This is a genomic window from Fibrobacter sp. UWB5, from assembly GCF_002210295.1.
Lineage (GTDB): Bacteria > Fibrobacterota > Fibrobacteria > Fibrobacterales > Fibrobacteraceae > Fibrobacter.
The window spans coordinates 60,412-82,948 of the sequence record NZ_MWQH01000003.1; the positions used below are offsets into that span (position 1 = coordinate 60,412).

Annotated in this window: 16 protein-coding genes; all 16 read left to right on the forward strand. The window is 51.0% G+C overall.

The window, feature by feature from the left end; genetic code table 11:
• The first annotated feature begins 480 nt into the window (after nt 1–480).
• The 16 genes from B7989_RS06425 (at nt 481) to B7989_RS06500 (ending at nt 22,522) form a co-directional block, all read left to right on the forward strand.
• Nucleotides 481–3,378 carry a carbohydrate-binding protein gene (locus B7989_RS06425; protein ID WP_088627733.1) on the forward strand — a complete coding sequence of 966 codons (2,898 nt, stop codon included), beginning with the start codon at nt 481–483 and terminating at the stop codon, nt 3,376–3,378.
• A 68-nt stretch (nt 3,379–3,446) separates the two neighbouring features.
• Nucleotides 3,447–6,449, forward strand: a complete 3,003-nt coding sequence (locus B7989_RS06430) for a carbohydrate-binding protein (protein WP_158212875.1) — start codon at nt 3,447–3,449, stop codon at nt 6,447–6,449.
• A 26-nt stretch (nt 6,450–6,475) separates the two neighbouring features.
• On the forward strand, nt 6,476–8,335 hold the full coding sequence (locus tag B7989_RS06435; protein ID WP_088627734.1) for a GDSL-type esterase/lipase family protein: 1,860 nt from the start codon (nt 6,476–6,478) through the stop codon (nt 8,333–8,335).
• A gap of 3 nt (nt 8,336–8,338) precedes the next feature.
• A complete protein-coding gene (locus B7989_RS06440; RefSeq protein WP_233144281.1) occupies nt 8,339–10,213 on the forward strand; it encodes a GDSL-type esterase/lipase family protein in 1,875 nt (624 codons plus the stop codon).
• Nucleotides 10,214–10,227: 14 nt separating this feature from the next.
• Complete coding sequence (locus B7989_RS06445) at nt 10,228–10,671, forward strand: hypothetical protein (protein WP_088627735.1); 444 nt, start codon at nt 10,228–10,230, stop codon at nt 10,669–10,671.
• 1 nt (nt 10,672) lies between these two features.
• A complete protein-coding gene (locus B7989_RS06450) occupies nt 10,673–11,713 on the forward strand; it encodes an NAD-dependent epimerase/dehydratase family protein (protein ID WP_088627736.1) in 1,041 nt (346 codons plus the stop codon).
• Nucleotides 11,706–12,461 carry a glycosyltransferase family 2 protein gene (locus tag B7989_RS06455; RefSeq protein WP_088627737.1) on the forward strand — a complete coding sequence of 252 codons (756 nt, stop codon included), beginning with the start codon at nt 11,706–11,708 and terminating at the stop codon, nt 12,459–12,461. The genes B7989_RS06450 and B7989_RS06455 overlap by 8 nt, the downstream gene beginning before the upstream one ends.
• A gap of 81 nt (nt 12,462–12,542) precedes the next feature.
• On the forward strand, nt 12,543–13,970 hold the full coding sequence (locus B7989_RS06460; protein WP_088627738.1) for a S41 family peptidase: 1,428 nt from the start codon (nt 12,543–12,545) through the stop codon (nt 13,968–13,970).
• Nucleotides 13,971–14,031: 61 nt separating this feature from the next.
• On the forward strand, nt 14,032–14,859 hold the full coding sequence (locus B7989_RS06465; protein WP_088627739.1) for a deoxyribonuclease IV: 828 nt from the start codon (nt 14,032–14,034) through the stop codon (nt 14,857–14,859).
• A 65-nt stretch (nt 14,860–14,924) separates the two neighbouring features.
• On the forward strand, nt 14,925–15,836 hold the full coding sequence (locus B7989_RS06470; RefSeq protein WP_088627740.1) for a MoxR family ATPase: 912 nt from the start codon (nt 14,925–14,927) through the stop codon (nt 15,834–15,836).
• A gap of 74 nt (nt 15,837–15,910) precedes the next feature.
• The gene (locus B7989_RS06475; protein WP_158212876.1) at nt 15,911–17,044 is read left to right on the forward strand and encodes a DUF58 domain-containing protein; all 1,134 of its coding nucleotides are present in this window, start codon (nt 15,911–15,913) and stop codon (nt 17,042–17,044) included.
• Nucleotides 17,041–19,083, forward strand: coding sequence for a transglutaminase family protein (locus B7989_RS06480; protein WP_233144282.1), 2,043 nt, complete (start codon nt 17,041–17,043; stop codon nt 19,081–19,083). Before B7989_RS06475 ends, B7989_RS06480 begins: the two co-directional genes overlap by 4 nt.
• 61 nt (nt 19,084–19,144) lie before the next feature.
• Nucleotides 19,145–19,975: a dihydrodipicolinate reductase gene (dapB, locus tag B7989_RS06485; RefSeq protein WP_088627742.1), complete on the forward strand. Its 831-nt coding sequence runs from the start codon at nt 19,145–19,147 to the stop codon at nt 19,973–19,975.
• Nucleotides 19,976–19,990: 15 nt separating this feature from the next.
• Nucleotides 19,991–21,007, forward strand: a complete 1,017-nt coding sequence (locus tag B7989_RS06490; protein WP_072797323.1) for an ABC transporter permease subunit — start codon at nt 19,991–19,993, stop codon at nt 21,005–21,007.
• 72 nt (nt 21,008–21,079) lie between these two features.
• Complete coding sequence (locus tag B7989_RS06495) at nt 21,080–22,093, forward strand: aminoglycoside phosphotransferase family protein (protein WP_088627743.1); 1,014 nt, start codon at nt 21,080–21,082, stop codon at nt 22,091–22,093.
• Nucleotides 22,094–22,522, forward strand: a complete 429-nt coding sequence (locus tag B7989_RS06500) for a PTS sugar transporter subunit IIA (protein WP_088627744.1) — start codon at nt 22,094–22,096, stop codon at nt 22,520–22,522.
• Nucleotides 22,523–22,537: the final 15 nt, after the last annotated feature.

Sequence of the window (22,537 nt, forward strand, 5' to 3'; positions counted from 1 at the left end):
GCGCCCTGATTGAACTTTTTAGTCCAAGTTGGACTATTTTTTTTGTTTCGCCCTAGAATAAGCAATTTCTGTGCCAAGTTCTATTGGTGGGCGATTTGTGTCTGTTTTGGTCTTATTAGGCAATTCGTAGTATCGTTTTGAAACGTTTTTGGCGGCTTTTAAGGCTTTAAGGAGGTTGTGTTTTAATTTGAAACAATGCGTTTTGCTTGTGATGGGCTTGCGGGCGATTCCGTAATTGTCCACACTTGACGGCATTAATGAAGAAATGTAGACTTTTTATTTTTAAAATTATTTCGTAATTGGAATTTAATGTGTAAATTTTTAAAATAATGTGGACTTTTTATAAAAATTTTGATTATATTTAGAAAAGGAATTGCTGTGGAGTCCTGTTGTCTAAAGACTACAATTAAGAATAATTTGCGTTCTGTTTTGAGCATTTAGAAATAGATTAGCAGTAAGGCCATAATAAATGGAGTTTATATGGGAATTGGTTTAAAAACATCGTCGATTTTTGCAGGTGCAGCGTTAGCGTTTGGGCTGGCTTCTCCTGCTTTTTCTGCAGACCGCCAGATGGAAAAGCTCTCGCGCGGCCTTGCGGTTGCGAACACGGGCAAGGGCATGCTCGTGAGTTGGCGCCTCTTGGGCACCGAGAATCCGGATACGGAATTCAATCTTTACCGTGACGGAACAAAAATTGCCTCCATCGGAAAGACTGCTGGCACGAACTACCTGGATGCCGACGGAAAGACGACTTCCAAGTATACGGTTGCCGCCGTGGTGGGCGGCAAGGAAGGCAAGGCGGAAGGTGCGCTTATCGTGTTGGACCAGAACAGCAAGGGGTTCCCGTACAAGACCGTCAAGGGACTCAATGTGCCCAAGGACCAGACGATGCCGGATGGCTCTACATGCAGCTACAGCCCGAACGATATGAGCGTGGGTGACCTGGATGGCGACGGCGAACTGGATTTGGTTCTCAAGTGGGATCCGAATAATTCCAAGGACAATTCCCAGTCGGGTTACACGGGATCGGTGTTTATTGACGGCTTGAAGATGGATGGAACCCTCCTGTGGCGTATCGACCTCGGCAAGAATATCCGTGCCGGCGCCCATTACACCCAGTTCATGGTCTACGACCTGGATGGCGACGGTATTGCCGAAATCGTGATGAAAACCTCCGACGGCACAGTCGACGGCAAGGGCAAGGTCATTGGCGACGGTTCCAAGGATTACCGCTCCTCTTCGGGAACGATCATGACCGGTAACGAGTACCTGACGGTGTTCAAGGGAAATACCGGCGAGGCTGTTCATACGATTAATTACTGGCCTGCCCGTGGAAAGATTTCGGGTGATAACTATGGAAACCGCGATAACCGTATGCTGGCGGCGATTGCCTACCTCGACGGGGTTCACCCGAGCGTCATTATGAGCCGCGGCTACTATACCGAATTCTTTGTGGCCGCCTACGATTTTGACGGCAAGGAACTCAAGACTCGCTGGCAGCACAGTTCCGACAAGAAGGGACAGGGACTTTACGGCGAAGGCAACCACAACCTTTCCGTTGGCGACTTGGATGGCGACGGCTTTGACGAAATCGTTATGGGAGCAGCCGCACTCAATCATGACGGAACGCTCCGATACCGTACTGGTTTTGGCCATGGCGATGCCATGCATCTTTCTGATATGGATCCTGACCATCCGGGTTTGGAAGTCTACGATGTTCACGAAGAAAAGCAGAATGCGTATAGTGAAGAATACCGCGACAAGGATGGCAAGGTCATCTGGGGAACGACTCAGACCCAGGCTGGAAATGTGGACAATGGCCGTGGCATGGCTGCCGATGTCGATTCCACGAATCGCGGCTTCGAAATGTGGTCGGGTACCAGTGGTGGAATGCGTACCGTGAAGGGGACTCTTTTGCATGAGACGAAGCCTTCGGTCAATTTCCGCATTTACTTTGATGGTGACTTACAGGATGAATTGCTGGATGCTACAGGCAGTGGCGGCAGCGGAGGAAAGATTGAAAAGTGGAATTCTGGCAAGAAGACGGTCGATCGCTACTTCAGCTTCTATGAAGTGAATAGTTCGACTCTGAACAACTACACTAAGGCGAATCCCTGCATTGTGGCAGACCTGTTTGGCGACTGGCGCGAAGAATTCATTGCACGTTCCAGCACGGATCCTTCGACAATCACGATTTTCCAGACTCCCGTGACGACTCCGCACAGGCTCTACACGCTGATGCACGACCCGCAATATCGCGTGAGTGTCGCTTGGCAGAATGTTGCCTATAACCAGCCGCCTCATGCGAGCTATTACCTGCCCGACATGGTGAAGAACTTGAAGAAACCCGACATTTACATGCTTGGTACCGAAGGTGTCGCGGGCCTCGCTCCTTCTATTTCGAAGGTGGGCGATGGGCTTGAAAACCAGGGAATCCTGCTGGGTAATGCAATCGAGAGCTTCGGCTACAAGTTTATCGGCTGCGACGGCGTGAAGGTGACTGGACTCCCGAAGGGCGTGACCGCGAAGGTAGAGGGTTCGACCGTGACCATTTCGGGAACTCCGACGGAAGCGGGCGTATTTGCCTACACCGTTGTAACCGAAGGTGGTGAGGGTGATGCCGCGTCTGCGAAGGGTGTGCTCTCTGTTGCTGCTCCGGGAAATGCTGAAGAGGTTGCGACGAAGAAGGAGGCCTCCAAGGTCGATGCTTCTACGCCGGATGCGGGAATCGGCTGGTCCGAGACGACCAATACGGGCTTTGTCGAGAAGGGATACTTCAACTTCGACAATTCCACCGCAAGCTACGGGACATGGAACCTGCATTCCGAACATACTGCTTCTACCACCATCAGCATCCGCTTTGCAAACGGTGGCAGTGCCTCACGCGATATGGAACTTGTGGTGAACGGAGTCAAGGTAGGGACAGTCTCTATGGATGCGACCGGCGGCTGGACGACTTGGCTTACGACCGATGCGAAGATTGATTTGGCGAAGGGACTCAATACGATTACGCTTAAGTCGACGACCGCCGATGGTGGCGCGAATGTGGATATGTTCTACTTCGATATCGAAGGCGTGAGCGCCTATGCGGGCCAGGTCGACGAGCAGACCACGATAACGCCTGTTGCAGCTTCTGTGCGTGGAATGGTGTTCAACCCCTCGACGGGTGTGTTGTACACCCCGAAGGCAGGCCTTGCTGAAATTTACTTCTACGACATGTCCGGTGCGATGCGTATGGGAGTGTCGCGGAATGTGAATGCAGGCTCTACGACGATTTCGCTTGACCGCGAATTGCTCCCGAAGGGCGTGTATATCGTGAAGGTCAGAATCGATGGTAAAAATCTTGCCGTTTCCAAGTTCTGGAAAGGTGACAAGTAGGGTAAAATAGTATATTGTGAACGGATACGGATGTTTTGGCAAATAACCCATCAATGTCAGGAGAAATTATGACAAAACATCCTCGTCACGGTTTTCTTGCGGTTATTGCGGCGCTAGTCCTAGCGCTCCCGCTCCTTTCCTTTGCGTACCCCCGCCAGATGGAGGCCCTGAATAGGGGACTTCTGGTTTCTAGCTTGGGCAAGTCCGGAGTGCTCGTTTCGTGGCGTCTTCTCGGTACGGAAGACCCTAATACGGAATTCAATCTCTATCGCGACGGCAAGAAGATTGCCTCTGTCGGAAAAACCGATGGGACCAATTACTTGGACAAGGATGGGAAAATAACGTCCAAGTATACGGTCGCGAAGGTGGTCGGTGGCAAGGAAGGGACAAAGGAAACTCCGTCTTTAGTCCTGGATTCGAACGTTACCTATGGTGGACGCTCCTTCCCGTACAAGATGCTCAAGGTGGATGCCCCTGCTTGTCCTCCGTCTAAGGGTGGTGATACCTGTACTTATTGGGCCAGTGACATGAGCGTGGCGGACCTTGACGGTGACGGCCAATATGAACTGATTCTGAAATGGGATCCGTCAAACTCCAAGGACAATTCGCAGAACGGGTATACCAGCCCGACTTTGATCGATGCCTACAAGGTGGATGGGACCAAACTGTGGCGTGTCAATATGGGCTGGAACATCCGTTCCGGAGCGCACTATACGCAGTTCCAGGTTTACGACTACGATGGGGACGGCAAGGCCGAAATGATTGTCAAGACGGCTGACGGTACCGTTGATGGGCTGGGTCATGTAATCGGGGATTCCACCAAGGATTATCTCGATACGGCGGGCCGTCCGATGTCCGGTCCGGAATACTTGACGGTTTTCCGTGGAATTGATGGCGCTGAAATTACGACGGTGGATTATCTTCCTACGCGCGATGTCAGAAGGCTCGGCCCGGCAAATGATTCGGGTACTACTTGGGGCGATAATTACGGAAACCGCGGCGAACGCTATCTGGCGGCAACGGCTTACCTTGACGGCGTGCATCCGAGTGCCGTTTTTGCCCGCGGTTACTATACGGCGGCTTATGTAGCTGCCTATGATTTCGATGGAAAGGATTTGAAATTACGTTGGCTCCACAAGTCCGAAACACCGGGCGAGGGCCTCTATGGTCAGGGCAACCATAATATTTTTGTCGGCGACTTGGATGGCGATGGCTTTGATGAAGTTGTCTATGGCGCTGCGGCTCTGAATCATGACGGAACGGTCCGCTATTCGACTGGTTTTGGGCATGGTGATGCCGGACATTTGACCGATATTGATCCGGACCATCCGGGGCTTGAATACTTTGGCGTGCATGAAAACCATACGTCTAAATACATAGAAGAAATGCGTGGTGCCGATGGTACGGTTTTATGGGGAACGTTGCAGACGGGTGTTGATAACGGTCGTGGTATCGCTGCCGATATTGATTCTTCGCACCGCGGTCTTGAAATGTGGTCTTCGAAGGGAAAATTGATCCGTTCGGCACAGGGTGAACTCATTGATAGTGCCAGATCTCTTGTGTGCGATACGATTGATAGCTTCTACATTGAACAGATTCAAAAGTACTCCTACGCGACGGAATGTACCTCCAATTTCTATCCGATTAATTTCCGTATCTACTTTGACGGGGATTTGCAGGACGAGCTGTTGGATGGCCCCGAAATTATCAAGCCCAATTTGACTGCGCAAACATCCGTAAAGTTCTTTGATGGGGCCGAGACGCTTGGACTTATCGGTTGCAATGGTACCAAGAATACACCGCTCCTTGCTGCAGACCTCTTTGGTGACTGGCGTGAAGAACTGATTCTTCGTACAGAGAAGGATCCTTCCAAGATCTATATCCTGTCGACCCCGGTCACGTCTCCGTACCGCCTGTATACGCTGATGCATGATGCGGTGTATCGTACTGCAGTCGCTTGGCAGAATACGGCCTACAACCAGCCGCCTCATACGAGTTACTATTTGCCGGACATGGTCAAGAAATTCATGAAACCGAGCGTGTATACCGTGGGCGATAGCGCGTTTACCGTGTATCCGGATGCATCTCTCACCTTGATGGGTGGAAAAGAAAAGCAGACAGTAACCTTGGGCAATTCGATAAAGAAGATTAGCTACGAATACATGTTCTGTACCGGAGTCAAGGTGGAAGGACTTCCGTCGGGTGTTTCCGCCAAGGTGGATTCTGCAACGCAGACGGTTGCCATTTCCGGTAAGCCTAAAAAGACGGGTACGTTCAAGTACACCGTAAAGACGGTGGGGAGCAAGGCCGAAAATGCAACTGCCTCGGGCGAAATTGTCGTGAAGGAAGCCGAAGTCGTTGATACGGCTAAGACCGATTCGTCTAAGACGGTTCCGACGGGATCTTCCATTGTGGATGCGGCCTATCCTGACGAGGGCGAGGGCTCCACGGAAAATGAAAGCAAGGATTATATTGAAAAGGGCTATTTCGATTTCAAGAACGCGAAGTCTAGCTATGGTACTTGGCTGATCAAGTCCGCAAAGGCTTCTTCGACAACGATGTCCGTGCGCTTTGCTAACGGCGATAGCGTCGCGCGCGATATGATTCTGGTCGTGAATGACGAAGAAATCGGAACGGTCAAGATGGACGAGACGGGTAGCTGGTCTGCATGGAATACGTTTGATATCGAAATCACGCTGAAGAAGGGCAAGAATACCATTACGCTAAAGTCTACGACAAAGAATGGCGGCGCAGATGTGGATGCATTCTTGTTTGACATTGCAGGCGTGGAATCCTATACGGACAAAAAGTCTGAAGCACTTCCTGTTGCCCGTTTGGATGGGGGTTTCATGTACCGTCCGTCGACGGGTACGCTTTTCACCTCGGTTCCGGGATTTGTAGAAATCTTGTTCTACGATGCTTCCGGTACCATGCGTGGCGCTGTCTCGGGTTACGTGACGGCAGGCGAGTCTGTGCTGGCACTTGAACGCGGTGTGCTTCCGGAAGGAATGTACATCGTGAATGTGAAACTGGACGGAAAGGTTAAACAGAAATCTCTGTTTAAGAGATAAATAAAATTGGAAATGGATGGGATGTTATGAATATATTCACCAAGGTTTGGCAATCTGCCGTAATCGCATCGATGGTCGTCGCTCCGCTCACATGGTCGGCGGTGACCATCTACATGTGTGGCGACTCCACCATGCAGGACTGGAACGAGGGCTACTATCCCAAGCAGGGGCAGGGTCAGGATTTCCATTACTGGTTCGACCCGACCAAGGCGGCGGTGGTGAACCGTGGCCAGGGCGGCATGTCGCTCGGTGGCGGTGGTAAGGCCAAGGATGGCAGCACTGCTGTCGGTTATTACGATATGTTCTTCAAGAAAGGTTGCTCCAATGGCAACTGCATCGCTGAAAAACTCAAGGCGGGCGACTACGTCGTGATCCAGTTCGGAATCAATGACGTGAACTACAGTACTGAGGATTTCTTCGCTTCCAACATGAAGAAGATGGTGAGCGATGTCCGCGCGAAGGGCGCGTACCCGATTATCATGAGCCCAATTCGCCGCCTGTATTACGATTCCCCGACGCAGATTCATAACAGCTACCGCGGTTATCCGGCGCTCAACAAGAGCCTCGCCGAAGAACTCAACGTGCCGTTTATCGACATGAGCGAGATGGTCGCGAACTACATGATTTCGGTGGGCGAGCAGTATGCGGCTCAGTTCATCTTCAACTATGCGACCAAGGCAGAATACAGCAATCTTGGCAGTGACCAGACGGACCAGGTGCACTTGCAGATGAACGGTGCGAACGCTTTCGGGCGTATCATTACCGAACAGATGCGTGCGCATACGGACCCGATTGTGAAAAAGCTCGGCGACTACATGGCGCCCATGTACCAGGTCGATGTCAAGGTGAGCCCCGAAGGTGCTGCCGATGCGACATCCCTCGGCGCGTATTACCCGCAGGGAATGACCGTGATGCTCAAGACCATGCCGAAGAGCGGCAAGAAATTCCTCGGCTGGTACGACGGCAACGGCAATAAGGTGGGTGCCCCGAGCCGCTCCAATGTGAAGTCTCCCTACATCCATACGTTCGTGATGGGCTCTGCTGCCACTCAGTTTACCGCAGTATATGAAGGCGGTACGGCGCAGAAGTATACCGGTGACGGCAAGGCGTTGACGGCATTCCCGACGACGACTCCGAAGAGCCTTGCCGATGTGACGTTCGTTCCGTTTACTCCGATTGAAGGTACCGAGCAGATTGATGTCGATGTCGACAAGAACATCAAGAAGTTCTTCGATGCCTATAGCCCCGATACGGGCGTCGGCTACAAGGAAAACAACTGGACCGGCTTTATGGGCGATGGCTTCTTCAATCTCGAAAACTCGCAGACGTCTTTCGCTTCTTACAAGGTCAAGTTCCCGGCGGCGGGTTACGTGACGCTTGCCGTGCGCTACGCCAATGGCGGAAATTCCGACCGCATGTTCAATGCTTATCTGGACCACGACTACCTCGTGAGTGCGCCGCCTACGGGTGCCTGGGACAAGTGGGATACGGCCTACGTGGTGATGGATGCCCCGCAGGGTGAAACGGAACTCAAGATTATGTCGCTTACAAGCGATGGCGCTCCGAATCTAGATGCCTTTGGTTTCAGTATCGACGGCGTTTGCCGCGTAAGCGAAGGCTGCACCGAAGATACGTCGACGACTATTTTGAATAAGGTTCGCGATGTGACTGGTTTTGCTTTGCATGGCGAAATGCTGCGCCTTGTTGGTACGGAACGTGCTCATGTGAATGTGTTCGATATGGGTGGTCGTCTGGTGGCAAAGCGAATTGTCGAAAACGCATCAGAAGTTTCGCTTGCAACGATAGTGAAGTCTGCCGGACTCTACCGCGTTGTGGTCCGCCAGGGCAGTGCCAAGTTTATCGCTAATTATGCGAAGGTGAGGTAGTATATGAAGGGAATTTTAAAATTCTTCGTTGCTGCCGCCATTTTTGCTGGCGTTGCCGTGAGTGATTCCACCAGTTTCTCGATTTATGTGGTGGGCGATTCCACCGTTTGCACCTACAAGGATAACGCTTATCCGCAAACGGGTTGGGGTCAGGTACTTGGTTATTTCTTTGACGCATCTCGCGTGAAGGTGAATAACTATGCCATTGGTGGCCGCAGTTCTAGAACTTTTATTGAAGAAGGCCGCTTGGATGAAGTCAAGGGCAAACTCCAAACGGGCGATTACCTTTTCGTGCAGTTCGGCCATAATGACCGTGATTACAGTAAGGAAGCTCGCTATGTTCCGCCCGCAGATTTCCCGGGATATATTCAGAAATATGTGGACGCCGCTAAGGCAAAGGGCGCCAATGTCATCTTGATTTCGCCGATGAACCTGAACGGTAGCCGTAACGTGTTCTCTACCGGCGACAAAAATTACGATGCCCGCGGCATGATGCAGACGGTGGCGAAGAACAACAAGGTCCCGTTTGTGGATTTGAACATGAAGTCGTACAATACCTACAATACTACTTACAAGAACATGCCGGATTACGTGACACGTTATCTGTACAAGAAACTGGAGAAGGGCGAATATCCGAATTACCCGGATGGCGTGAACGATGGTACTACGCATTTCCAGGAAATGGGCTCCATGGGCCATGCCCAGATGATTTGCGAAGAACTTGAAGATAACCTTAAGAACAATTCGAATCTCTCTGCCGATGCCAAGGCTGCGCTCACCACGCTTGTTTCTGCTATCAAGAAGCGTTATTCCATCAAGGTGCAGACCAACCTTTCGAACTACAGCGGCCTCATTACGCAGACCCAGTATTTCCCGGCGGGTTCCCCGATGACGCTCCGCGTGACGCCGAACGGCCAGACCTTTGAAAAGTGGGTGGACGACGACTGTAACGAAATCTCGAAGAATATGATTTATTACGGCTTCAAGACCAAGGCTCGCAACATCACTTATACGGCCATGTTCAAGGGCGGTTCCGAATGCAAGAAGATTGCTCACGATAGCGAAGAATCCGGCAACGAAAATCCCACGTCCTCTAGTTCCGAGGGTCCGGAATCTTCGAGTTCCATTGACCCGAAGCTTTGCTTCGATGGTACAGCCGACGCAGCCTGGCCTTCTCCGATTGATATGGCGAACCCCGAAATTGCAGATGGCTTGACGGAAACGAACCACGAAGGCTATACGGGTCAGGGATTCTTCAATATTGAAAATAGCGCCTACAGCACTGCGACTTACAAGCTGACGTCTGACCAGTCGGCCTCCAATGCCCGCGTCATGATCCGCTATTCATTCCAGGGAAATACCAATCGCGACATGAAAATCACGATTGACAACGGAACGTATGATGTGGCATTCCCCTCGACGGGTAGCTGGGACAAGTGGGATACCGCCTACATTGAAGATGTCTGGGTGGACGCTCTCGATTTCAAGATGAAGATCGCCTCGACGACAAGTGACGGCGGCCCGAATATCGACATGATTGCCTTTGACATGAAGGGAGTGTACCGCACCGGTTGCAAGCCGGCTAAGGTTGAAAACGACGTGGAATCGTCTTCGAGCGGCACGACGATTGTCAATGTACGTCCGGCTCCGAGCCTGCATTTTGATGCCCGAAACCAGACAATCACGACAGCCGGTGGAATGTTGATGGTTCAGGTGTCCGATGCGATGGGCAAGGTGGTTGCCCAAGAAACGCGCCATGTCGCTCTCGGAACGGTTTCGTTGCTGCAAAATCAGTCGAAAATGACGTCTGGGCGTTATTTCGTGCGGGTTCAGCTCAATGGACAGGTCTTGATGTCTTCATTTTTGTATATTAAGTAAAAAATGGAGGCTTTATGAAGCTTTTTAAATTGATGGCATCTGTATGCGCTGTGTCCGCTGCATTTATGTTTGCTGCTTGCGATGATTCTTCGTCTGCAAGCTCCAATGACGAACCCTCTGCATCCAATGATTGCTCCGTCGAAGATGGCGTGAAGGTCGTTTCTCCCAAGAAGGGCGATTCCTTCAAAATGGGCGATACCATCACCGTGATTTATGGTTCTGACGTGCAAGGTTCCGGTTACCGTTTCGTCTTCAAGACTTCTGAAGAAGACGGCGGCCTCGACATGCTCGAAGAATCTGCCGGTCCCATGAAACCGGATGGCAAGAAGTGCTATGAACAGAAGGTCGTGCTGACCGACGACGTGGCAGAACCGACCAAGACGGCAATCATTCGCGTGGTTCCGTACGAACAGACTGCCAAGGGCGCAAATTCCGGTACCTTCAAGGTGACCGAGTAATTTGAACTCGACTCTCGAATTTAACGATTCTTCAATCACCGTAGCCCTCGTGGGTTGCGGTGGTTTTATTGGTAGTCACCTTTTGCGTGCTATTTTTGAACGCACGAGTTGGCGCGTTTTTGGTGTTGATCTTGATTCCTACCGCATTCAGGAGCACTTGGCGAACCCTCGCTTTGAATTCCTGAGCGCAGACCTTGCAGACCCCGAGGTGGTAAAGCGTATTGCGCAGTATCCTGTAGTGGTCAACTTGGCGGCGATTTGTACGCCAGGGCGCTACATGGCCGAATCTGCCGAAGTCATTCGCAGCAATTACGACCATCCGCGGGCACTTGCCGATGCCTGCGCCCAAAGCGGTAGCTGGTTGATTCATTTTTCGACGTCCGAGATTTACGGCAAGACGGCTGCAAATTCCGGTGCGCTTGTAGAAGATGAATCGGAAATTGTGTTTGGGCCAGTGGCGGCAAGCCGCTGGAGCTATGCGACGGCAAAACTCTTGACCGAACGCTACTTGGCCGGTCTGGACGGACTCCATTGGACGGTGGTTCGACCCTTTAATTTCGTGGGCCCGTTTATGGACTTTATGCCGGGTGTCGACGGCGATGGGATTCCTCGCGTACTTGCGAATTTCTCGACGGCACTTGTTCGTGGGGAATCGCTAAAACTTGTAAATGGAGGTGTTGCGAAACGCTGCTTTACCTCGGTGCACGATGCGGTGGACTTTATGTTCTGCGTGTTTGCGTCGGGTGAAAAGGCCCTTTCGCAAGCGTTCAATGTGGGCAACGCGGCAAACGAAGTTTCGATTGCAGAGCTTGCCCAACTGATGCGCTCCGTGTATGCCGCAATTAAGGGTGTGCATGAAAACGAAGTGTCCGGAGTCGAGGTGATTTCGGGCGAAGAATACTATGGGAAGGGCTATGACGATTCCTTGCGCCGTATGCCTTCTGTCGAAAAAGCGGAACGCCTTGTTGGTTTCAAGGCTAAAATTCCGTTGAAGACTGCCCTAGAAGAATCCTTAACATGGTTTGCACACCATTATGGCTAACGACTTCTTTATATTTATCCCCGCTTACAATGTTGCCGGTACGCTTGCATCGGTTTTGCAAAAAATTTCCGATGAGGTCTGGAATAAGTCTATCATCTTGATTATTGATGACGGTTCTACCGACGATACTCGTGGCGCCTTCGAGAATTTTGCGGGTTCGCTTGCCGAAGAACGAAAGAGCCGTTTGCGCTACATGCGTTTTGAACAGAATTCGGGTTATGGAGCCGTGGTGAAGAAAGGCCTTGCCGAAGGGCTGCGTTCCGGTGCAGAGCTGGTTGCCTGTTTGCATGGCGATGGGCAGTACCCGGCTGAGCAACTGGATGAATTTTTTGACTATCTCAAGACAGTCAACAATGTGGACCACGGAGACGAAAGAAAGTTTGCCTTGGTGCAGGGCTCTCGTCATTTGACCCGCGGCGGTGCCAAGGCTGGAAACATGCCCTTGTACAAGCGCTTGGGTGGCGCCTTCTTGACGGCGATTGAAAACTTTGCCTTTTACCAGAAACTCACGGACCGCCACAGCGGATTTATCGTGTATGATTCCGAGTTCTTGAGAACGCTTGAATTCGATAAATTGAGCTCGTCGTTCGATATTGATCTCGAGATTATTTCGATTGCGGATTCTTTGGGCTACAAGCTCGCGGAACTTCCGATTCCGACGCGTTATGCCGATGAAAAATCGAACTTGAACGTCGTTACGTATGGCTTGAGAGTTTTAAGGCAAGTCGCAAGAAGATTGTTTGCGTAAAATATTAACGAAATTAATATTACAAAAAGCTGTCTAAAAGTTTATTTTGTTATATTTTCGGCCTTAATTCAAGGAGAATATATGAAAAAGAAGTTTTTAGGCTTGGTTGCGCTTTCTTGCGTAATAACCTTTATGTCGTCCTGCTCTGACGAATCCTCGTCGTCTAGTACGAATTCTGGAGATGTTGAAAATCTGGATCCCGCAAAAGAGACTCCGGCATACAAAGAGTTGAATACCAATTTTACATTGCTTGACCTTCTTTACTTTTATGGGCATTCTCGTGATGAACTTGCTGATGATGTCGATGCCTATTTTGGCAAGGGCTCGTCCAAAGATGCAAAGGATCCTGGTGGACAGACTGCTTGTACAAAGGAATACTACGATGTGTGTTATATGTACAACCAGATGGCTGACGCCTATACTCATTATTATGATCCCTCTGTAGCTCCGATGATCGCTGAACAAATGATGGCTTCTGGCGATTATGACCTTGTAGGAATTGAATCGGAACCCAGTGAAATTGAAGATGGACTTTTCGTTATTACCAGCGTGAGTGATGAAGCCAAGGAACTTGGACTTAGGGTTGGAGACGTCTATGGCTTAGGGGATGTCTATCAGGGCATGGAAGATGCCGAAAGCGATACCATTTCTATGTATGTTCTCAGAGATGGTGAAATCGCAGAAGTCAAAGCTGTTGTCGGTTTTGTAAGTAAACCGACCGTCTATTTGCATTACGAAAAAAATGAAAAGGGAGATTCTATTCCCGTTATCCAAATTACGGAATTTTCCAGCCAATCGATTGATGGTGCTGGAACCTATGAGGAATTTAAAAAAGCTCTGAAACAAACAGAAAAATACAAGTCCCTTATCATTGACCTTCGTGAAAATGGCGGTGGTGATATTGAAGAGTGCTACCCTATGACTGCTGAGTTCCTTGCAAAAGGTGACACGAGTGTTATTGACGTGGTGACCGATGTTGATTCTGTCAAGAAGGATGGTAAGACAAAGCTCGTTCAAATTTTTGATACGACAGCCGTTGTTGCTGAAAAAGACGGAAGTGCAAAAGACCGTTACCTGGTCATGCTTGAAAATGATTGGTCTGCAAGCTGCTCGGAAGTCCTTCTTTCTGCTCTAGGTATCAGCAAAAAGGCTCCGATTGTTGGTGAATTGTCTTATGGAAAGCAGATAGGACAATTTTATGTCTTTGGAAACGAAGAAGGACTTATGCCGGACTTCTTGGTTCCCGAAGGCCTGGCTATTATTACAACAATTGTTTCCTATGACAAAAACTGGGGACTTTTCCAAGATGTAGGTATTGTCCCTGACTTTGAAATTTCGGATCCGGATGAGCAGATGGCAAAGGCTGTGGAACTTGCAACGGAAGCGAAATACGAACGTACAGCCGGTTATGGTAAAGAAAAACTCGGACATTTTTCGAAAGAAGCTGAGCGCGCTGGCGGTAAGCTTGGACATAAGGTTGTAAAGCCAAAGTACAGAATTATTCGATAAATAAGACTTGGGGTTCGAAAACGAACCCCTTTTTCTTTGGTATAGAGCTAAATTTTATTCTATGCATATCGGTTGTCATTTATCATCTTCGGCGGGCTTTTTGGCCATGGGGCAGACGGCGCTTTCGATTGGCGCTGATACTTTTCAGTTTTTTACGCGGAATCCTCGCGGCGGCTCGGCAAAGCCCTTTGACGCGGCCGACGCAAATGCGCTTGTCAAGTTGCTGAATGACAATCATTTTGCCCCGATTTTGGCGCATGCTCCTTATACGCTGAATGCTTGCGCTGCTGACGAAGGCTTGCGGCAGTATGCGGTTGACGTGATGATCGATGACATCTGGCGCATGGATCACTTTCCGGGGGCGATGTACAATTTTCACCCTGGAAGCCATGTGAAGCAAGGTGTCGAAGTGGGCGTGGACTTGATATCTCGCGCGCTGAACCAGATTTTAAAGCCGGAACAAAAGACGCTTGTGCTGCTTGAAACGATGGCGGGCAAGGGCTCCGAGGTGGGCCGTACTTTTGAGGAACTGCGTGCCATTATTGACCGCGTTGAATTGAGCGATAAACTGGGTGTATGCCTGGACACGTGCCATGTTTTTGATGGCGGCTATGATATTATTGACAACCTGGATGGAGTTCTTGAACAATTTGACAAGGTGATAGGCCTGAAACGTTTGAAGGCGATTCACTTGAATGATAGCAAGAACCCCATGGGTAGCCATAAGGATCGTCATGAGGTGTTGGGCGCGGGCTATATCGGCTTGGATGCGTTGACACGGGTGGTGAACCATGCGGCGCTGAAGAATTTGCCGTTTTACTTGGAAACGCCGAATGAATTGCCCGGCTACGCAAAAGAAATTGCCATGATGCGCGAAAGGGCGAAGTAAATAGCCTTAGGCCACACGGATTTGGAATCACTAACGTGATTCCTTTTTTATTATATATTTAGAATATGGTAAAAGAGCTGATAGATTCTTTAAATGGGGTTCTGCTGGGTAAATCGGACACGGTGGAACTTTTGGTGATGGCGCTATTGGCCGATGGCCATGTGCTGGTGGAAGATGTTCCCGGTACGGGCAAGACCACGCTTTCAAAGGCGCTTGCGGCTGCAATTGGGGCCGACTTTGCACGAATCCAGTTTACGCCGGATTTGCTGCCCGCTGATGTAACGGGCGGTGCCGTATTCAAGGCGAATACGGGTGAATTTGAAATTCGTAAAGGGCCTGTATTTACGCAGGTGCTCCTGGCAGACGAAATCAACCGAGCTTCGCCGCGAACGCAGAGTGCTTTGCTCGAGGCTATGGAAGAACGCCAAGTGTCGCTGGAGGGCGAACGCTATAAGTTGCCGGAACTCTTTATGGTGCTTGCGACTGAAAATCCGGTGGAATTCCACGGCGTGTTCCCGCTGCCCGAAGCGCAGATGGACCGCTTTATGGTGCGCATTTCCGTGGGCTACCCGAGTGCAGAAACGGAACTTGAAATTTTGCGGGCGCACCGTACGAGCCGACCGATTGATTCGGTGCGGGCGGTGACGGTTCCCGGAGAAATCTTGACGGCACGCGGCCAAGTGCAGCGGGTTCACATTGATGAATCGCTGGAACGCTACATTGTGAGTTTGGTGCAGGCAACGCGTAACGACGGCGGCGTGCGTCTCGCGGCAAGTCCACGAGCGGGCATGAACCTGGTGCGCATGGCGCAGGCGTGTGCGTATGTGAATGGCCGCGATTTTGTGAATCCCGATGACATTCAGCGCGTGTTCTTCCCGGTGATGGAACACCGCGTGTTCGCCAAAGATAGCGGTGACCCTGACGCCAGCAAGAAGATTTTGCAGGGAATTCTGAAGCAGGTGGCGATTCCTAAGTAAGGACGCGAATGTCTTCCTTTGCTAAATGGCTGTTGAACGCGATTCCGCGGACCCCGAAAAAATCGGGGATTTTGATGGCTGTTTACTTTTGGTGGCTGGATTACTTTACTCCGGCGGGTCGTGCGTTTGCATCGCTGTTTTTGCTCGCGATGTTTGCGGGCGCAGTGCCGGGATTTTGGGCGGCCTGGATTTTTGCGGGCATTGATTTTCTGCTGTTCTTGGGGCTTGTCTTTAGCCTGTTCGTGACAGCGAAGCGGAGCAAGATTTGGGTTGAAAGCGTGTCGGTGAATTGTGTGCGCGAAGGCGAAACGGCTACAGTGACCGCTTATGTGGCGGTGCGCTCGACGATTGATTGCGTGACTTTGGGGGCGAATCGTTTGCCGCCCTCGCTTACAGGCTTTGAATCGGACCGCGAAAAGATTAAGAAGGGCGAGCCGCCGCGCAAGATGGAATGCCAAGTGCGTACGACGCGCCGCGGCTCCTTTATGCTCAACAAGGTCTCGGCGAATGTGCCCGAAATCATGGGACTTTTGCGCTGGCCTTATGGCTTTAACGGCTCGGTAGAATTGCTGGTTTACCCGCGGGCGCTCAAGGTGCAAGAATTCCCATTCCTGACGCAGGGCGCTTCGGGCATGGCGTTTGCTCCATTCCTGATGCCAAGCCTTACGCGGGGTATGAATTTTATCGGCGTGCGGCCTTACCGCGAAGGCGATTCTCTGCGTGACTTGCACCATAAGGCTTTTGCCCGCTACGGAAAGCCTTTCACGAAAGAATTTGAAATTGAGCGTGGCGCTGGCATTATTTTGCTCCTGGATACGGCGACTCCGAATTTCAAGTCGCGGCAGTACCTGGAACATGCGATTCGTATGACGGCGGCGGTGGGCGAGTGGCTCCTGGACCGCGAAATTCTCGGACGATTTTTTATCGATAGTGAAGAAATTGCCTTGGATGGCGGTAGCGAAAGCCGCAAAAATTTGCTGGATGCCCTGGCGAGAATTCCGCCGGCATCGCTTGCGCATGCAAAACAGCCTACACCCTGGGCGCCTGCGGCGCGTCCGATGGATCCGGTGCTTCGCATTGGACTTTACGAAAACGAAGAACCGCTTGTGAACAAGCATATCGTGGTCGGAACGCAGCCTGCTTCGACCGAAGATAAATTGCTGGTGGTTTCGCCTGAAGATTTGAATGGCGAGAGGGTGACATTATGATGGCGAGCGAGAAGGTAGACATCCGCTACGCCTTCAAGGTGTTGTTCCTTTGCCTGGCCTCGGTGAATCTGGGCCATACTTTTGATTTCTTGTGGCTTGGCCTTTTATTTGCAATCTACTTTGTAGTTGTCGGCGTGTTGAATGCAACTCGTCGTCGAGAGTTTGCGAAGCGCCCGCGTTACAATAAGATTTTGGCGTATGGAGCGATAGTCCCGCTTGCACTTTTTTGGGTGATGACGCCTTCGGTTGAAAACGGGGTGTCGCCTTATTTGATTTTCTTGCCGGGAATCTACTTGCTGTATTTGGCGGCGTTGCAGGAACGGAGTCGCGGGAATGGTGGTTTTGAAGTCTTTGTCGCCTTCGATGGCGTGGGCGCGTTACTCTTTGGAATGTACATGGTGCCGCATGGTTGGGGCTTTGTCGGACTTGTCGGATTTTTGCTTGCGCTTTGTGCTTATAGCCGCCGCGGTACGGCACCTTACAAGTACGGGCTCTTTTTGCTCGTGATTGCAGTGCTCAGCGCAATCTCTTACGGTGGTTGGCAATACTGGAAAACGCAGCGTTACCGCTATGGGGCGCAAATGGCCGAAAACTATTACCAGCGCGAACGAATGATGGGCTTTGATCCGGTCGCGGCACTGGGTAGCTTTGGGAGTAATTACAATTCCCGCTACAATAGCCAGGTCGTGTTGCGTGTATGGGATAAGCAACCGTCAAGGTACTTTAAGGCGGCCAGCTACGAAAAGTATGCGGCGGGTATCTGGAAATTGCCGACATCGTTTGCGAAACGGCTTTATCCAGCTTACTACCAGGTGGACTACGCCGTGCTCGAAGTGGCGGATTCGCTGACGAAGGCCGATTCCCTGCGTGAAGTGGAACAAATCTGGGTGCAGTCGACGCTCAATAATTTTGGATTTGTGTTTGCGCCGTACGGTGTCGTGGGTTTTGCGGCGAAAGATGTGGATTCGCTGACTTACTATTCGGGCGGCATGGTGCAGGGGTTGGACGGAAACGGAAAACGCTCCGACTGGCATTATTTTAAATGCAGACCGGTCTCGGCGGAGAATGTACCGGAGGCTTGCAAATTGCCTGATTCCTTGCTGGTTCCGGGTGCGGGCGACTTGATGGTGGGCGAGCGGTACTTGCCGCTGATTGATACCGTGATTGCGGCGATGGAATTGCGCGACACGGTTGCGGATTCGGTTGCTGCGGATTCGACTGCAGCGGATTCTCTGGTGTTGCAGAAAATGTTGGCATATTACCTCGCAAATTTCACCTACTCGCTCTCGGTGCCGGGAATTACGCGCTGGAATGGAGCGAAGAATGAACCGCTGGCCGTCTTCTGGCGCGAAAAGCAGGGCTTTTGCGAATACTATGCGACTTTGGCGACTCTGGTGTTGCGCCGGTTGAATATTCCGGCGCGGTATGTGACGGGCTTTGCAAATCCTGAAGTGGTTGAAGGACTGCCTTATAGCATTTTCCGGCGCAAGCATTCACATGCATGGGTCGAAGCGTATGTAGATAACCGCTGGGTAATCTTCGACCCGACGCCTCCCATTTTGCCGCAGTTTGCACAGGCACCCAGCTGGTGGAGCGTCAAATGGGAGGGCGTGCGCGGGCGTTTCGCCCGCGTGATGCATGCTCTTAAAGAAGGCGAGTGGCGCCGCGTCGTCGACAATTGGCAAAATCAATCGACCGCATTATTAGAAAGTCCGATTCTGTATGCGGTACTTGTCATTCTTGTAGCAGGCTTTGCTGGCCGCAAGATTTACGTTGCGTATAAATTAAATTCAAAGAGCCACGCCTTTGTTTCGACACGGTCTCTGGAATGGGTGAAAAAACTTGACCGCGCTGAGCGGGATTTGGCCCGAGTAGGACTCCGCCGCGAACCTGGCGAAACTGTCGGCAAATTTGCAGAACGCTGCCGGATTGCGCTTTCACACCTCGCCGAGGACCAAACCACTCTCAAAAAGATTCAAAGAGCGCGCCACGCTTTGCTCGTTCTCGACGAGTATGAATCAAACCGCTGGAAATTCTAAGTTTTAAGTTCTTTCAACTAAGTTCTTTTTCTATCTTTCCTCCCAAAAACTAGGAGTTATTATGTCTGTACAAGTGATGGTAAATGGTATTCCGGGTAACATGGGCCGTATTGTGGCCGAAACCTGCGTGGCTCGCGGCTTGGAACTCGTCCCGTATTCTCTGACGGGTGAAATTATTGTGGAAAACGAAGCCGAAGTCGCCGGCAAGACCATCCAACTTTTGAAGCCGAGCAATCGCGAAGCTCGCATTGGCGAAGTTCTCGAAAAGTACCCGAACGTCATTTGCATCGATTACACGCACCCGACGGCTGTGAACGACAACGCCGCCTTCTACGTCAAACACAAGATTCCGTTCGTGATGGGCACCACCGGCGGTGACCGCGAAGCGCTCGCCAAGCTCGTTGCCGACGCAAATCACCCCAGCGTGATTGCCCCGAACATGGCAAAGCAGATTGTCGCTTTCCAGACGATGATTGAATTCTTGGCTAAGGAATTCCCGACGGCATTCAGCGGCTACAAGCTCTCCGTGGTGGAAAGCCACCAGAAGACCAAGGCTGACACCAGCGGTACCGCACGCGCCGTGGTGGGTGACTTCCAGAAGATGGGTTTTGATTTCACCGTCGACGATATCGAAAAGGTCCGCGACGAGAAGGAACAGATGGAACGCATGCACGTGCCCGAAGAATATCTCGGCGGTCACGCCTTCCACACCTACAGTCTCGACAGCGCTGACGGTACGGTTCACTTTGAATTCCAGCACAATGTATGCGGCCGCAAGATTTACGCCGAAGGCACTGTGGACGCTGTGAACTTCCTCGCTTGCCACATTGCAAACGGAACGGCAAGACCCTTCAACATGATGGACGTGCTCCGCTCCGGCAAGATGCGTTAATCGCATTGTAAGGTCATGCGTTCTTATATCCTCCGCCGCTTACTTTTGATGATCCCGACTCTCATCGGGATTTCATTGGTATGCTTTATCCTTATCCAGCTGTTGCCGGGTGGACCTGTGGAGGAAATGATTTCGCGTGCGCAGCAAGCCGCGGCCATGAAGGGCGGGGTAGATGCCTCCAAGGCTCTTTCGCCTGATCAGATTGCGCAAATCCAGGCGTACTTCGGTTTTGACCAACCCGCCTGGAAACGTTACCTGACTTGGCTCTGGAACGTTCTGCACTTGGACTTGGGCTCTAGCTATACTTATGGCCTCCCCGTGTGGGACGTGATTACGAGTCGTTTCCCGATTTCGCTGTTCTTTGGAATTACTTCGTTTTTCTTGAGCTACCTTGTCTGCATTCCGCTGGGCCTTTGGAAGGCGGTGCATCACGGCAGCAAGTTGGATTCCCTTTCTTCGGGCGTGATTTTCTCGGGCTACGTGATGCCGGGTTACGCTCTCGGTATCTTGCTCATTATCTTCCTCGCAGGCGGTTCGTACCTCGACATTTTCCCGCTGGGTGGCCTCACGAGCGATGACTTCGAAGACTTTACCTTCTTCGAAAAGATTGTGGACCTCGGGCACCATTTGATTCTGCCGATTTTCTGCTACATGATCAGCGAATTCGCGTTCCTCACGTTCCTGATGAAGAACTCCGCGCTCGAAGAACTCGGCAAAGATTATATGCGTACCGCGCTTGCGAAGGGCATGAGCTTTAACCAGGCGCTCGTTCGCCATGCACTCCGTAACGCCCTGATTCCCATTGCCACGCGTCTTTCTGAAATCTGCACTTTGATGTTTGCGGGCGCGCTCCTTATCGAAAAGGTCTTCGATATCGATGGCATGGGCCTACTTTACTACAACTCCATGGTGAATCGCGACTACAACGTGGTCATGGGCGTCATCTTCCTCAGCAGCTTGATGGCAATGATTGGCCGCCTTTTCAGCGATATCCTCTACACGCTCGTAGACCCGAGAATTAAGTTCTCGTAATAATAAAGCTTTTTTATTACCACACGGATTCGATTCCACTAACGTGGAATCATTTTTTTTATATTGGAAGGCATGAGTAACGAAATTGTTTCGCCTGTTATTGAAAAGTATTTGAAGTCCCGCGGCTATGCCGATTACGAAATAACCCCTATTGCCGGTGCCGGTTCGGGTCGTAAGTATTACCGAATTGCCTCCGGTAAGCAGAGCGCCGTGTTGCAGGTTTCTGCCTCGGTCGATGAAGATTTTAAGCGTTTTGTGGATTATGCCGAAGCATTCAACTCTTTCGGACTTCCGGTTCCTAAGATTTATTGCGTGGACGAAGCTTCTTGCTCTGTGCTTCAAGAAGACCTAGGTGCACACAATTTGCTCGACAATATTGTTTCGCCGGGTTCCGAAAAGAAGACGGGCAACGTTCGTATTCTCTACCCCGAAGTCATCGATTCCTTGATCAAGTGGCAAAACATTTCCCGCTCGCTGTTCAGCTCTCGCTCTGACCTTTGGCTGCGTCGTTTCGATTTCGCTGCTCTCAAGTGGGAAACCGACTACTTTACTGAAAACTACCTGAAGAATTTCAAGGGCATTGCTGAAATCCCTGAATACGTGCGTCAGTTCTATTCCCTGATTGCGGTTTCTGTGGAAGCCCAGCACAAGGTGTTGATGCACCGCGATTTCCAGAGCCAGAACATCATGGTCAAGCCGAATTCCGAAATCGCTTTCGTGGATTTCCAGGGCGCCCGCCGCGGTGCCATGTTCTATGACTTGGCCTCTCTCTTGTGGGACCCGTACGTAGAACTTTCTCTGACCGAAATCAAGGACTTCTTTGAATACTGGCGTGTTTCTTATCGCGAAACCAAGACCTACACCAAGGAAGACGCTTGGGAAGCCTTTATTCACGCTAGCTTGCAGCGCGTGATGCAGGCCATGGGCGCCTATTGCTTCTTGAGCAAGGTCAAGGGAATCCAGAAATTTGAACAGTACATTGAACCGGGTAAGCGTCAGCTGCGTGTTGTCTTTGATGAATTCAAGAAGATGGCCAAGGCTACTTCGCCGAAGGTCTTTGACTTCATGGACAACGCGTTGGTATAAATGCAGCCCATCTACGTAAAACATTATGCGGAACCCGAGTCCTTCGCAAGGGCTTTGGGCTTTGCTTACGATGCCCTGGTGCATGGCCCGGTCAAGTTTGATGCCATGGAAACATGGAAGTCCTTGTCGGAACGCGTGTCCCAGGGAATCTACATGGGCGAGGGCTTGCTCTTGCCGCATACGCGTGTGCCGGGACTTCCGCAGCCGCTGTTTGCTTTTGCGGTTTGTCCCAAGGGTTTTACTGACATTGCTGTAAAGCAGGGCCAAGTGCCGCAATACATTTGTCTATTGCTTTCGCCGGCAGAGTCTGCCAATTGTCATACACAGTTCATCGCAAATATTGCGCGTAAGCTGCTGAACCCGCAGTGGCGTGCGCAGGCGTTGGATGCAAAAACCCCCGAACAGCTGAATGCGCTGTTCGAGGAATAAAAAGTTTTCGCAAAA